Below are 13,741 nucleotides of genomic sequence, written 5' to 3' on the forward strand. Positions count from 1 at the left end.
TGTCAGGCTTCGGTGCGGGCCAGCCACTCGGGGTACGCCGCCAGGAGGCCCTCGTACAGCTCCTTGTCCGTGAGCTCCTTGGGGGTGGGGCCCGCGTGGAAGAACGCCGCGTTGTCCGCCTTGAGCTTGCGGAGGTAGTCGAAGCCCTTCGCGTCGTGCTCGCCGAACGCGATGAACTGGAAGAAGAGGGGGTGCGCGGCGGCGTCCGCCAGGGCCTGCGTCGCCACACCCTTCGTGTCCGGGGGCCCGTCCGTCTGGAAGATCACCAGGGCCGGCTCGCCCTTGTGGTCCGACTTCTCGTAGTGGGCCACGACCTCTTCGATCGCGCGGTGGTAGCTCGTGCGGCCCATGCGGCCCGCTGCGGCGTGCAGCTCGTCGATACGGCCCTCGTGCTCGGGGAGCGTGAGCGTGCCGGTGCCGTCGATCTCCGTGGAGAAGAAGACGACGTGGACGGTGGCGTCGGGGTCCGTGTGCGCGGCCAGCGCGAGGACCTGCTCGCCGAGGCTCTGGGCGGAGCCGTCCTTGTAGTACGGGCGCATGGAGCCGGAGCGGTCGAGGACCAGGTAGACCTGGGCTCGGGTTCCTGTGAGGTCGTGCGTTTTCAGGGCGGAGCCGGCGGCGCGGTACGCGGTGGCGAGGGCGGGGGCTGCGGACCGCACCTTCGCTGCGGGGACCGCGGGCTTTCCGTTGACCGGGGTGGGGTTGCCGTCGTCCTGCGGGCTGGCCTCAGCCTGCGGCTCGGGCGTGACGTTGGCGCTGGCCTCAGCCTGCGGCTCGGGCGTGACGTTGGCGCTGGCCTCAGCCTGCGGCTCGGGCTTGTCCTCGGGGATGGCCTCAGCCTGCGGCTCCGGGTTGTCCTCGGGGGCGCCTGCTTCTTCGGCACCCTGCACCGGGGGCTGTGCCCACCCGTCCCGCCCAGCGGGACGATTGCCCACAGCAGTGGCGGCTTCGGTCTCTGCGGGGTCAGCCTTCGGCTCGGGGGCGGGCTCGGCGGTGGCGGCTTCGGTTCCTGCGGGGTCAGCCTTCGGCTCGGGGGCGGCATCGGTGGCGTCAGCCTTCGGCCGGGTATCAGTCTCGGCGGTGACAGCTCCGGCCTCGGCGACCTGAGCCTGCGGCTCGGTCTCAGCCTCAGTGGTCGCGGATGCGGTCTCCGTGATCTCAGTCTTTGGTTCCGGCTCGGGAGCGGGCTCCGGCTCGGGAGCGGGCTCCGGGGCGATTGCGGGCTCGGCGGCGTCAGCCTTCGGCTCGACCTTGGCCTTCGGCTCGGCGTCAGCCTTCGGCTCGACCTCGGCCTTCGGCTCCGTGGTAGCGGTGGGCTCCGTGGCCGGTTCGGTGGGGGGTGCCTCAGTCTTCGGCTTGGGGGCAGTTTCAGCCGGGGTGGATGCGGGCTCGGACGCCTCGGTCTTCGGGGCCGCCGCAGCGGTGGGCTCGGGGCGTGCCTCACGTGCCTCAGCGGGAGCCGCCTCGGGCTCCGGCTCCGGGGACTTCTCCGCCTCCTCGCCGAGCGGCGTGCGCTCCTGGGGCGGGGACGGCGACGGGGGCGGGACCGTTACGTTGTCGAAAGCCGCCGCTACCAAGTCGTCCACCGTTGGGGTGGGCTCCTTGCTGGGGGACGGGAGCGTGGCCTTGGGGGCCGGGTTCGGTTCCGGGGAGGGGGACGGGACCGTCACCGTGACCGGGGGAGCCGCGTCCGGCTCCGGCGCGGAGGGCGAGATCTGCTCCGGCGCAGTCGCACGCTCAGGCTCCCGTGCCTCCGGAACGCTCTCCTTGCGTGACCGTCCGAACGCGTTCCGCAGGCGGTTCAGAATGCCCATGTGCGCAACCCTTCGCGTGAGTTGATTCCCGAAAATCCCTGGCCAGGGCGGACACGTAAGGTTAGCCGCCGCAGTACGCGATCTTGGGCAGGGTCACCATCCGTCACCCGCGCGAGCCACCCACGCGAACCGCCATGCGGAGCACCTCCATGGACCCGGCGCCGCAACTCCCTCCCATGCGCCCCGGATTCACCCTCCGTTCACCCGTAGGCCGCCGCCGTGCCGAACCCTGCGCCTAGCCTCACGGCGGAAACAAGCCACAACGACGGAGGACTCGTGCCCAAGCTGCTGCCGATCATCACCTCGCATCAGGGGAGCGGCGGCCGTTCCGCCCTGACCTGCCGCTTCCGTTGCGGCGACGCCTGCTTCGGCGAGGTGCCCAACGCCAGCGACAACGCGTACGTCGGCGACGTCATCGCCGGTGCGCTCAGCCGCCGTTCCATGATGCGCGCCGCCGCCGTCGTGACGGTCGCCACCGCCGCGGGCGGCGCCGTCCTCGCCGGGCCGGGAGCGGGCGAGGCCGCTGCCGCCGCGCCCGCGGCAACGGCCGCGGGGCACGGCAGGGACCGTAAGCACAAGGGTGCGCGCGGTCTCCGCTTCAATCCCGTCGCCCCCAACACCGCCGACACCGTCACCGTCCCCGACGGGTACGAGCAGAACGTCGTCATACGCTGGGGCGAGCCCATCCTCCGCGGTGCGCCCGCCTTCGACGCGGAGAAGCAGACCGCGGCGGCCCAGGCCGGGCAGTTCGGGTACAACAACGACTTCCTCAGCCTGCTGCCGCTCCGGCGCGAGCACGGCCGGCAGGTCCTCGTCGCCAACCACGAGTACACGGACGAGATCCTGATGTTCAAGGGGTACGACCCCGAGAACCCGACCCGCGAGCAGGTCGAGATCGCGTGGGCCGCCCATGGTCTGTCCGTGGTCGTCGTGGAGGGGGAGCGGCGGAGCGGGAAGCTGCGGGCCGTGTCGCGGCACCACCTCAACCGGCGGCTCACCGCCACCAGCCGGTTCCGGCTCTCCGGGCCCGTCGCGGGCAGCGACCTCGTCCGCACCAAGGCCGACCCGCGCGGCACCACCGTCCTCGGCACCCTCAACAACTGCTCGGGCGGCACCACCCCGTGGGGCACGACCCTGCACGGCGAGGAGAACTTCAACCAGTACTTCGCCAACGCCGCGAAGGTGACCGACCCGAAGACCGCCGCCCGCCTCAAGCGGTACGGCGTCACCGGCGAGGCCTCCGAGCGCAAGTGGGAGCGGTTCGACCGCCGCTTCGACCTCGCCCAGGAGCCCAACGAGGCCAACCGGTTCGGCTGGGTCGTCGAACTCGACCCGTACGACCCGGACTCGACCCCGCGCAAGCGCACCGCGCTCGGCCGCTTCAAGCACGAGGCCGCGCAGCCGCGCCTCACGCACGACGGCCGTCCCGTGGTCTACATGGGGGACGACGAGAAGTTCGACTATTTCTACAAGTTCGTCAGCAGCAAGCGCGTCGCCAAGGGCACGTCCCGCGCCGCCCACGAGCACAACCTGAGCCTGCTCGACGAGGGGACGCTCTACGTCGCCAAGCTGACCGGTGACTCCCCGGCCGAGGAGATCGACGGGAAGGGGACGCTCCCGGACGACGGTGAGTTCGACGGCGGCGGCAAGTGGATTCCGCTCGCCACCGCCGGGCCCGGCGGCAAGGCCGTCAGCCACGTCGACGGCATGACCGCCGAGGAGGTGTACGTCTTCACGCGCCTCGCCGGTGACAAGGTGGGCGCCACGAAGATGGACCGGCCCGAGGACATCGAGCCGTCGCCGCACACCGGCAAGGTGTACGTCGCCCTGACGAACAACTCCGACCGCGGCAAGGCGGGCAAGACGGGCGCCGACGAGGCCAACCCGCGCAACCTCAACAAGCACGGGCAGATCCTTGAGCTGACCGAGCGCCGCAACCGCGCGGACGCGACCTCCTTCGGCTGGTCGCTGTTCCTCGTCGCCGGTGACCCGAACGACCCCGCCACGTACTTCGCGGGATTCCCCAAGGAGCGGGTCTCCCCGATCTCCTGCCCGGACAACGTCGCCTTCGACCCGCACGGCAACCTGTGGATCTCCACCGACGGCAACCAACTCGGCTCGCACGACGGCCTGTTCGGCGTCGCCACGCGCGGCGACCGGCGCGGGGAGCTCAAGCAGTTCCTGACGATGCCGAACGGCGCCGAGACGTGCGGGCCGCTCATCCAGGATCGGCGCGTGCTCGTCTCCGTGCAGCACCCGGGTGAAATCGACGGCGCGTCCGTGGAGAAGCCCGCGAGCGCCTGGCCGGACGGACCCGGCAAGATCGTCCGGCCGTCGGTCGTCTCGGTGTGGCGCGAGGACGGCTGCGACATCGGGGTTTGATTCGAACGTTCACTACGGCTGTGGGGCACCCCGCTCTTGCGGGGTGCCCCACAGCCGTACCGCTGTCAGATCACACTCAGCCGTTCTGCTTGCGGCGGTACAGCGCGAAGCCGAGGCCCGCCGCGCCCGCCGCCGCCATGCCGCTGCCCGCGGCGATCAGCGGGGCGTCGTCGGACGAGGACTCCGCCTTGACGCCGTCGGCACCCGCCTTGACGCCGCCCTTCGGGACGACCTGCTGCGAGTCGTTCCGGGAGTGGGAGTGGGAGTGGGACTGGGGCTGCGGCTTGGTGCCGTTGTTGTCGTGGTGGCCGTTGCTGTTCGTCCTGCCCTCGGTCCAGCCCTTCATGGTGCCGTCGGGGTTGAGGACGAAGTGGGCGCCGTTGTGCTGGCCGTACGCGGGCTTGCTGCCGGACTGCTTCAGCGTGTCCCACACCGACTTCTTGCCGGTGTCCGGCGCCTTGGCGATCATGTCGGCCTCGTAGCCGTTCGTGACCTTGTAGACCTTCGCGTCGAAGCCGCTGCCGCCGAGGTTCTTGTACTCGCGCACGAAGACGCGCTTGTGGTCGGGCTTCGGCTTCGGCGGGGTCGGCTTGGCCTGCATCGTGACGGTGCCGCTGGGCGTGAGGGTGAAGGTGTTGCCGTCGATCTTGGTGGTCGCGGACTTGTCGTACGCGGTGAGCGAGCCCTTCGGCTTGCCGTTCAGGGCTATCGCGGCCTTGGCGGTACGGGCCGACGCGTTGACGTCGACCTTCGCGGTCCAGCCCTTGCCGAGGTCCGTCGTGCCCTTCGACTCCCAGCCGCCGACGACCGGGTCCTTGTCCTTGCCCTTGTCCGTGAGCTTGGCGGTGGCCGTGCCGTCGGGGGTGAGGGTGAAGGTGTTGCCGTCGATCGTCGTGGACGCGGACTTCTCGTAGGCGGTGAGGGAGCCCTTCGCGGCGCCGTTCAGGGAGATCGTCGCCTTGGCGGTCCGGGCGGAGGCGTTGACCTGGACGTTCGCGGTCCAGCCCTTGCCGAGGTCGGTCGTGCCCTTCGACTCCCAGCCACCGGGGACGGGGGGCTGCTCCTTGTCCTTGTCAGCCTTGTCCCTGTCCGTCTGGTCCTGGTCGTCCTTGGACTTGTCCTGGTTGTCGTCCTGCTTCTTGTCCTGGTCCTGGGTGCCCTGCTGGTCGTCCTGCGCGACCTGGCCCTGTGGAGTCGAGGGCGCGTCCGCGGCGAACGCGGCCGTGGTGGGGACGGCGAGCGCGGCGATGGCTCCGGTGGCGATGGCGGCGGTGCGGAAGGTACGGCGGGTGGCGCGCATGGCGGTGACTTCCCTCGTCTACTCAGGCTGCGGGTCGAGCTGTCCGTGTTTGTGCCCCTTTGCGGTGGCGACACAGATGAAGTTACGGGCGCCGTGTGTGCGTCATCCATAGGGAATGTAACAAGTGCGCCCAGGGCGTGACCCAGTACCGTAAATCGCCTAAAAGTGCAGGTCAGAGAGGGTGTCGCCGAAGGTCACCGGCTTGCGGGGACCAAGGTCCCGCCCGGCGCCCCGCCGGGGCCTCCCGCCCCGCCGACGCCTCCCGTCCCCCTGGCGTCGCCCGACCTCAGCAGCCACTCCACATAGGCGGGCGCCTGCCGGGCCGCCTCCCAGTAGGCGGCCTCCAGCTCCCCGTACACCGCGTCGAGCTCCTCCTCCGTGCGCGCCGCCAGGATGAGGCGTACGCCGAGGGGGTCGCCGTACAGCGGGCGTACGGCCATGTCGGTCCTGCCGCGCGACGTCGGCTGGCAGAGGGCGACGACCTCGCCGGTGGCGACGAGGGACGCCGCGGTGAGGTAATCGCCGTGCAGGACACGGGGGTTGAGCCCGGCCGCGGTCAGGACGCGGCGCAGGCCGTCCCATTCGCCGTCGACCGTCGGGTCGACCATCCAGCGGTCCTCGGCGAGGTCGGAGAGGCGTACGACGGGCCGGTCCGCCGCCGGATGGTCCGCGGCGAGGGAGACGAACTGCGGCTCCCGGTCGAGGAGGACCCGTCTTCGCAGGCTCTCGGGCAGCCGCAGCGGGCAGCCCTCCACCTCGTGCACGAAGGCGATGTCGAGGTGGCCGGTCTCCACCATGCGCAGGAGCGCGTTCGCGGACACGTCCATCTGGAGCGACATCTCGGTGCCGGGGAACCGTGCGCGCAGTTTGCGCAGCCAGCCCGGTATGGCGCGGCTCGCCGTGGAGCCGATGCGCAGCTGCGGGCCCTCGGCGGTGCGGGCGGCGGCCGCCTTCGTCTCGGCGACGAGTGCCCGCATCTCCGTGACGAGGGGCCGGGCGCGGCTGAGGACGACCCGGCCGAGCTGGGTGGGTCGGCATCCGGTGCGCTCGCGGGAGAAGAGCTGGCCGCCGAGCGCGTGCTCGATGCGGCGCAGCTGGGTCGTCAGCGACGGCTGGCTCATGCCGAGCTGCCGCGCGGCCTTGTGCAGGCTGCCGGTGTCGGCGATGGCGCACAGTGCGCGGAGGTGTCTCACCTCGAGCTCCATGGCCGATGAGCGTAGAGGCGGTACGGCCGCTGCACCAGACGCTCAAACCCCATGAGAACCGGCCGTTCTGGGCAGGCCGGGTCATGGCGATAGCTCCGGGCTATCGCGAGTTGCCATCATTCCCACGCGCCCCACGCTCCCCGACACTCACAGCTACCGAACCGTTCACCTTTCATCGACTGCCCCACGCGGTCGTGGAACGAGTAGGAAGCCCCCCACACATGAACAAGCGTTACCTGTCTGTCGCCGCTGTTCTCGGCCTCGCCGTCGCCGGTCTCGGCGCGACCTCGGCCACGGCTACGACCGCCGACTCCGCGCCTGCCACGGCGCCGGTGTCCGCCACGTCCTCGTACGCCGCGTACGAGGGTTCCGCCGCCGAGGCCAAGGCCAACAAGGCGTTCTTCGAGGCCGTCGTGAAGGCGGTCGCCGAGAAGCGGGCGGCCAACCCGGGTGCGAAGTCCGTGACCGTGACGTACGACGCGTCCGGCGCGCCCACCTTCGCCCAGCAGATAGCCAGCTCCACGTCCATCTGGAACAGCTCGGTCTCCAACGTGAAGCTTCAGGAGGGGAGTTCGGGCGCCAGCTTCGAGTACCGCGAGGGCAACGACGCGCGCGGCTCGTACGCGAGCACGGACGGCCACGGCAGCGGTTACATCTTCCTGGACTACGCGCAGAACAAGGAGTACGACTCGACGCGTGTCACCGCGCACGAGACCGGGCACGTGCTCGGGCTTCCCGACACGTACGACGGGCCGTGCAGCCAGCTGATGTCGGGCGGCGGGCCCGGCCCGTCCTGCACGAACTCGAAGCCGGACGCGACGGAGCGGGGGCAGGTGGACCAGCTCTGGGCGAACGGGTTCGCCAAGGCGCTGCACAAGGTCAACGGTCGCTGAGCGCGGGCTGAGACAGGACCAGGTCGTCGGGGAGCTGCGGGCCGGCTGTGGCTGGCCGCGCAGTTCCCCGCGCCCCTTTTACCCACCCTGCGGTGACGCCACCGCTCGGGCTGCCGCCACCTCCTGGCGCAGGGGTTCCAGGACGCTGTCCTTGGCGTCGTCGGTGAAGTCGACGTGGCCCTTTTCCAGGTTCACCGAGGCGCGCAGGCGGTCTGCAAGGCCGCGTAGTTCGTGGGCCACTTCGGCCACCTCGTCCGGCTTGGGGGCCTGCGCTCCGTGCCGGATGCGGACCCTCGCCGCTGTCGTCGCGTCCAGGATGCGTTCCACGGCGACGACCAGCGGCCACCACGCCGCGGCTCGCGTTCCCGTGGGCGGGGGCTCGGTCAGGGCGCGTTGGAACTCGGAGCGGATGACGGACAAGTCGCGGTAGAGGCCGCGGCGCATGCGGGCGCGGGCCGCCGCGTCGCCGTCGCCGAACGCGCACTCCACGTACCGCGCCGTGTCCGCGACCGCGTCCGCGAGCCGGTCGCCGATCCGCGTGCCCCAGCTCTCCGGCCAGAGCAGGTACCCGGCGACGAGCGTGATGCCGCAGCCGATCAGGCTGTCGACGAGGCGCGGTACGACGAGGCCGAGGCCCTGGTGGTTGAGGATGTCGGAGAGGAGCAGGATGACCGGGGTGATCGCTGCTGTCTGGTAGCCGTAGCCGCGGGTGGTGAGGGCCGGGATCAGCGGGGCGAGCAGCATCATCACCGGGACGTCCCACCAGCCGTGCGGGACCTCGGCGAGGACGGCTGCCGCCACCACCAGGCCCGCCGCCGTGCCGAGCGCCCGCAGCACGGCGCGCGAGAAGACCGAGCCGAAGTCGGGCTTGAGGACGAACGTGACGGTGAGCGCCACCCAGTACGACCTGGGTACGTCGATGATCGAGACCAACGACTGGGCCAGACCGATGCAGAGGGCGAGGCGCAGGCCGTAGCGCCAGGAGGCGCCGGACAGGATGACGTTGCGGGCGGCGCGGCGGGCGCGGACGCGCAGCGCGGCGGGGCGGCCGAGGCGGTCGTCGGTGCCGATGACGCCGAGCGGGTCGGGGTCGGCGAGCGTCTCAGCGGCGTGCAGCACGGCGTGGTCGAGGGCGCGGGCCGCGTGGTCCTGGGGTTCGGGGATGCGGGCGGCGGCGCGGGCGGGCGCCTCGGCGGGGTCCGTGCGGGGGGTCTCGCCCCGCTCCACCGCCTCGGCGAGCGCGCGGACCGCCGCGGGTACTTCGGGCGGCAGGCGTACGCAGGCGTGGCGGGCCGCCTGGTCGGCGGCGGGGGCCGCCTCGATCACGGGAGTCAGGGCGTTCAACTGGGCCACGAGGCGGACAAGTTCGGGGTTGCGGCCGTGGTCGCGGGTGCGTCGGGCGAGGACGAGGTCGTAGCTCTGGTTCAGGGAGGCCGTCACCGCGGTGCGTGCCTCGCCGTACGTGTCCGTGCCCGCCGCGTCGAGGAGCGCGGCCACCGCTCGGTAGGACGCGGCGACGGCGGCGCGTTCGGGGACGCCGGAGCGGAGCGGCCAGGCGAGCAGGGCGAGGGTGAGGACGAGGAGGCCGCCGCCGGTCATCAGGAGCGGCGCGAGCCACCACTGCCCCGGCATGGGCAGCCCGGCGCCGACCACGCTGTTGAGGAGCAGGAGCAGCCCCGAGACGGAGGCGACCGCGCCGATCGTCGACATCATCCCGGAGACGAGCGCGACGAAGGTGACGGCGCCGACGGCGACCCAGCCGTGCCCGAAGACGAGCGAGCCGAGGGTGACGCCGAGGGCGCCGAAGAGCTGCGGGACGGCGATGTTGAAGATCCGCATGCGGTACGCGTCGGCGGTGTCGCCGATGACTCCGGAGAGGGCGCCCATGGAGGCGAGCGCGCCGTAGGAGGGCTGTCCCGCGAGGATGCCGAGGGCGAGGGGGAGCGCCATCGCCACGGAGGCGCGGGCCACGGCCGCCCAGGGGATGGGCGCGGACTGCGGCTTGAGGGACCTGACCAGCCAGTCGGGTGGGGTGAGCGGGCTCAGTGAGACCGGACGGGCGGGGCGGGACTCTCGGGGCATGCGCCCATTATCGGCGCTTTACGTGACTTGCCCTGGCCGTGGGATCAACGCTCTGTTTCGGCTTTGTGCAGGGTCAGTGTGACGACGAGGGCGCGGTGGTCGGTGTTTCCGATGTCCAGGAAGCGGGCGTCGCGGGCGGAGAAGTCGGGCGTGGCGAGGACGTGGTCGATCTGGGCGCCGAGCGGGGCGGGGGCGGCGGCGGGCCAGCTCGGGGTGCGCGACGCGCCGGCGAGGCGGGCGGTGTCGCGGAGCCCTTCGTCGAGGACCTTCCGGAACGCCGCGTGGTCCTGGGTGGCGTTGAAGTCCCCGGCGATGATGGTGGGCGTGCCGTCGCCCGCGGCCGCGTACTCCTGGATCCGGCGGAGCTCGGACTGCCACAGGTCGACTTCGCGGGGCATGGGCGGCATGGGATGCGCGAGCTGCACCCGTACGTCGTGTCCCTGTACGTCGGCGACGGCACCCGGCATGCCCAGCGTGCCCTCCACCCCGTCCGCGCTCTTCAGCGGCACCTTGGAGAGGATGACGGAGCCCTCGGCGCCGGACGCCTCGACGGACGCGCGGTGGGGGTAGTCGGAACGGGGCAGCTCCTTGCGGAGCAGCGCGGAGCACGCGAAGTCGCACTCCTCGACGAAGAGCAGGTCGGGCCGCTCCTCACGCACCGCATCGATCAGCCCTTCCGTCCCGCCCCCGAACTCGACGTTGGACGTCAGCACCCGCACTTCGGCGACGGCGGGCCCCTTCGGCGAGTCGGTGTTCCCGTAGGGCTCCACGTACCAGGCGACGACCCCCAGCGCGACGACTCCCCACAGCATCCCGAACCGCCACCGCGCGAGCACGGCCATGAGCAGCCCGGCCCCAGCGGGCAGGAGCAGCCAGGGCAGAAACGCGAGAACCTGGGGAACGGGCGTGACCCCATCGGAATCGGCCACCCGAAATCCGATGACGACACTGACCCCGGCCAGCAGGACCCCGGCCCCCCACGCCGCAACCCGCCCCACTCGCCGCCGGGGCTTCGGCGCGTCGAGGTCCTCCTCGACGTCGGCCCCGACGGCCACACTCTCCGCGCTGTCCAAGAAGCCACCCCTCACACCGGTCACCCGCATCCTCTCCCAGAGACGGGACACGGCGGACGGCGGTTGCCCGACGACCGCCGCGCCGGGTCAGGCGCGGCGGCGCACCCGCGGCACGAGCCACACCGCCAGGGCGACCAGCACCATCACCCCCACGATCACCCACGCCGTCACCCGCAGCGTCTCCGTCAGGGCGTCGTACACCGCGCCCGCCGCGTCGTGGGAGATGTCCGAGGGGAGGTCGTCCAGGGTGAGGGAGCGGCCGATGGCCACCGCCGCCACCAGGAGCGCCGCGCCGAGCGCCATGCCGAGCGCCGTGGCGAGGACCGCCCCGCGGCGGCGGGTGGCGAGGAGGATGCCCGCGGCGGCCAGGAGCGCCGCCGCCACCGCGGGCCAGACGCCCGCCACCTGGAGCGCGTGGAAGCTGTGCCACAGCCAGCCCAGGTCCTTGGACTGGAGCACCGTGATGTCCGTGTGCTTGACCGGGATCTTCGACGCGAAGGGTACGCCTTCGTCCACCAGTTGCTGCTTGACCTGCTGCGTGATGGGCGCGAGGTCGATGGTGACCTCGCCGTTCGAGTCGTCGTTCAGGGCCGACTGGACGGCGTCGTGCGCCGCGCGGTTCGCCGCGTTCCAGGCCGTCTTGTACGACGCCGTCTCCGTGAAGGAGCGCACCGCGTCCCGTACGAACGACTCGACCGTGCCCTGGAGCGGGCCCACGTCGATCTCCTTCATCACGGAACCGGTGACCTCGTCCGCGACGGCCGCGCGCACCGCGGGGGCGGAGGCGAGCGGCGCCATCGTGGCGACGTAGCTGTCCCGGTCCCCGATCTCGTACTTCGCCCAGATGGAGAGCACGCCGAGCGGAACCAGGACGCAGGCGAGGACCAGGAGGGCGACGGACAGCGGACCGCGGACGGATTTCGGCACGCCTCCAAGGCAAGACCCCGGTCGCGCGGGGCGCGACCGGGGCGACTGCATATGGGGCAACGGCGCCTACTTGCGGTTGTACAGACGCATCGTCACCGGCCCGAACACCGCCACGAGCAGCAGCGCCCAGCCGAGCGTCCAGGCCAGCTCCGTCGTCGGTGACGTGCCGTCCATCAGGGCGCGCACCGCCGACGAGCAGTGGGTGATGGGGTTGTTGTTGACGAACGCCTGCAGCCAGCCCGGCATCGTCTCCGGCTTCACGAAGATGTCGCTGAGGAACGTCAGCGGGAAGATCACCATCATGCTGACGCCCATCACCGACTTCTCCGTGCGCAGCAGCAGCCCGAACATCGTCCAGATCCACGAGAACGCGAAGGAGAAGACGAGCAGGACCGCGATCCCCGCCACGACGCCGACGAAGCCGCCGTCCGGGCGGAAGCCCATGATGAGGCCGACGGTCAGGATGACGACGGACGCGATGGCGTAGCGCAGGGCGTCGCCGAGGAGGTAGCCGACCATCGTCGACGGGCGCCAGATCGGCAGCGTACGGAAGCGGTCGAAGACGCCCTTCTCGATGTCGGTGTTGACCGACACGCCCGTGTACATCGTGATCATGACGACGGACATCACGAGGATGCCGGGCAGCAGGTACTGGATGTACTCGGACGGGGAACCGGCGAGCGCGCCCCCGAACAGGTACGTGTACATCAGCACCATCATGATCGGGAACGCCGTGACGTCGAAGAGCTGCTCCGGCACGTGCTTGATCTTGAGGATGGCGCGCCAGCCGAAGGTGAGGCAGGCGGACAGCGCGCTGGGCCGGGGCGGCCGCTCGGTGGCGATGAGGAGCTCGGCGAGGGACTCGGCCCTGACGGGGGCGAGGGCGAGGTCCTGCGACTCGCCGGTGGTGGCTGCGGTGCTCATGCGGTGGCCTCTTCCTTCAGCTCGGCGGGGGTCTGGTGGGAGGCGTCCGTGCCGGTCAGGGAGAGGAACACCTCGTCGAGGCTCGGCTGGCCGAGGGAGAAGTTGTCGACGGTGATCCCGGCGCGGGCCAGCTCGGCCAGCGCCCGGGAGGCCTGCTCGGCGGCGCCGCCCTCGCCGGGCCCCGTGCCCGCCCCGTCCGTGCCCACCCGCGCCGTCAGCGCGACCGGATCCGGCTCCAGCTGCACCTGCGCGTCGAGGACCGCACCCAGCAGCCGCGCCGCCTCCTCGCGCCGCGCGGCCTCCCGCAGCCGCACGTGCACCGAGCCCGCGCCCACCGAAGCCTTGAGCTCGCCCTTGGTCCCCTCGGCGATGACCTTCCCCCGGTCGATGACCGCGATCCGCGCCGCCAACTGGTCGGCCTCGTCGAGGTACTGCGTGGTGAGGAGGACCGTCGTGCCGTGGCCGACGACCGCGCGCACGATGTCCCAGACCTGGTTGCGGCTGCGCGGATCGAGCCCCGTCGTCGGCTCGTCGAGGAAGAGCAGGTCGGGGGTGTTCAGGATGGACGCGGCGATGTCGATACGGCGCCGCATGCCGCCCGAGTAGTTCTTCACCTGCCGCGCCGCCGCCTCCGTGAGCCCGAACGCTTCGAGCAGCTGCCCGGCACGGCCGCGCGCCGCCTGCTTGGAGTGACCGGTGAGGCGGCCCAGCAGGATCAGGTTCTCCAGGCCGGTCAGGTCCTCGTCGACCGACGCGTACTGCCCGGTCAGGCTCACCCGGCTGCGTACGGCGTCCGCCTCGCGCACGACGTCGTGCCCGAACACGTGCGCCTCGCCCCCGTCGGGCCGCAGCAGGGTGGCGAGCATCTTGACCGCTGTGGTCTTGCCCGCTCCGTTCGGTCCCAGTACGCCGTAGACCGTGCCTGCCGGGACGGTGAGGTCGATGCCGTCGACCGCGCGGTTGTCGCCGAAGGTCTTGACCAGACCCGCGGTCTCGATGGCCATGCTGCTCATGTCCGCCCGCCTTCTCACGTCTCACCGGAGCAAGAGGTAAAGGATTCGTCATGAGGGCAGACCGGGGCCGCCCCGGAAACTCATCGATCTCGGCGTAGGGAAGCTTCCGGTGGAGCGCTCGGCCGTTC

10 protein-coding genes are annotated in these 13,741 nt (G+C 71.5%); 2 read left to right on the forward strand and 8 right to left on the reverse strand.

Annotation, left to right across the window (positions count from 1 at the left end):
• Positions 1–2 precede the first annotated feature (2 nt).
• On the reverse strand, positions 3–1,814 hold the full coding sequence (locus NOO62_RS20860; RefSeq protein ID WP_268772404.1) for a VWA domain-containing protein: 1,812 nt from the start codon (positions 1,812–1,814) through the stop codon (positions 3–5).
• Positions 1,815–2,090: 276 nt separating this feature from the next.
• Here NOO62_RS20860 and NOO62_RS20865 point away from each other — a divergent pair, with 276 nt between their 5' ends.
• Positions 2,091–4,196 carry a PhoX family protein gene (locus NOO62_RS20865; protein WP_268772405.1) on the forward strand — a complete coding sequence of 702 codons (2,106 nt, stop codon included), beginning with the start codon at positions 2,091–2,093 and terminating at the stop codon, positions 4,194–4,196.
• A 76-nt stretch (positions 4,197–4,272) separates the two neighbouring features.
• Here NOO62_RS20865 and NOO62_RS20870 read toward each other — a convergent pair whose 3' ends face one another.
• Both NOO62_RS20870 and NOO62_RS20875 read right to left on the reverse strand, forming a co-directional pair.
• Positions 4,273–5,496 carry a hypothetical protein gene (locus NOO62_RS20870; protein ID WP_268772406.1) on the reverse strand — a complete coding sequence of 408 codons (1,224 nt, stop codon included), beginning with the start codon at positions 5,494–5,496 and terminating at the stop codon, positions 4,273–4,275.
• Between the two features lie 194 nt (positions 5,497–5,690).
• Positions 5,691–6,701, reverse strand: a complete 1,011-nt coding sequence (locus NOO62_RS20875) for a LysR family transcriptional regulator (protein WP_268772407.1) — start codon at positions 6,699–6,701, stop codon at positions 5,691–5,693.
• A 221-nt stretch (positions 6,702–6,922) separates the two neighbouring features.
• On the opposite strand from NOO62_RS20875, the gene snpA reads away from it, so the two are divergent.
• Complete coding sequence (snpA, locus tag NOO62_RS20880) at positions 6,923–7,594, forward strand: snapalysin (protein ID WP_268772408.1); 672 nt, start codon at positions 6,923–6,925, stop codon at positions 7,592–7,594.
• 78 nt (positions 7,595–7,672) lie between these two features.
• Here the strand turns inward: snpA and NOO62_RS20885 are convergent, their stop codons facing one another.
• From NOO62_RS20885 to NOO62_RS20905, 5 genes are all read right to left on the reverse strand, one after another.
• Complete coding sequence (locus tag NOO62_RS20885; protein ID WP_268772409.1) at positions 7,673–9,676, reverse strand: FUSC family protein; 2,004 nt, start codon at positions 9,674–9,676, stop codon at positions 7,673–7,675.
• 44 nt (positions 9,677–9,720) lie between these two features.
• Positions 9,721–10,749 (reverse strand): endonuclease/exonuclease/phosphatase family protein, encoded by a 1,029-nt coding sequence (locus NOO62_RS20890; RefSeq protein ID WP_414930861.1) that lies wholly within the window; start codon positions 10,747–10,749, stop codon positions 9,721–9,723.
• An 87-nt stretch (positions 10,750–10,836) separates the two neighbouring features.
• Positions 10,837–11,676 (reverse strand): hypothetical protein, encoded by an 840-nt coding sequence (locus tag NOO62_RS20895; RefSeq protein WP_268772410.1) that lies wholly within the window; start codon positions 11,674–11,676, stop codon positions 10,837–10,839.
• Positions 11,677–11,742: 66 nt separating this feature from the next.
• Positions 11,743–12,600 carry an ABC transporter permease gene (locus NOO62_RS20900; RefSeq protein ID WP_268772411.1) on the reverse strand — a complete coding sequence of 286 codons (858 nt, stop codon included), beginning with the start codon at positions 12,598–12,600 and terminating at the stop codon, positions 11,743–11,745.
• Positions 12,597–13,613, reverse strand: a complete 1,017-nt coding sequence (locus NOO62_RS20905) for an ATP-binding cassette domain-containing protein (protein WP_268772412.1) — start codon at positions 13,611–13,613, stop codon at positions 12,597–12,599. The genes NOO62_RS20900 and NOO62_RS20905 overlap by 4 nt, the downstream gene beginning before the upstream one ends.
• Positions 13,614–13,741 lie beyond the last annotated feature (128 nt).

It is taken from the genome of Streptomyces sp. Je 1-369 (assembly GCF_026810505.1).
Classification (GTDB): domain Bacteria; phylum Actinomycetota; class Actinomycetes; order Streptomycetales; family Streptomycetaceae; genus Streptomyces.

Excerpts from the sequence above, each read along its gene's own strand:
- NOO62_RS20860 (WP_268772404.1), bottom strand. The coding sequence starts at position 1,814 with ATGGGCATTCTGAACCGCCTGCGGAACGCGTTCGGACGGTCACGCAAG.
- NOO62_RS20870 (WP_268772406.1), bottom strand. The coding sequence starts at position 5,496 with ATGCGCGCCACCCGCCGTACCTTCCGCACCGCCGCCATCGCCACCGGA.
- NOO62_RS20875 (WP_268772407.1), bottom strand. The coding sequence starts at position 6,701 with ATGGAGCTCGAGGTGAGACACCTCCGCGCACTGTGCGCCATCGCCGAC.
- snpA (WP_268772408.1), top strand. The coding sequence starts at position 6,923 with ATGAACAAGCGTTACCTGTCTGTCGCCGCTGTTCTCGGCCTCGCCGTC.
- NOO62_RS20885 (WP_268772409.1), bottom strand. The coding sequence starts at position 9,676 with ATGCCCCGAGAGTCCCGCCCCGCCCGTCCGGTCTCACTGAGCCCGCTC.
- NOO62_RS20900 (WP_268772411.1), bottom strand. The coding sequence starts at position 12,600 with ATGAGCACCGCAGCCACCACCGGCGAGTCGCAGGACCTCGCCCTCGCC.
- NOO62_RS20905 (WP_268772412.1), bottom strand. The coding sequence starts at position 13,613 with ATGAGCAGCATGGCCATCGAGACCGCGGGTCTGGTCAAGACCTTCGGC.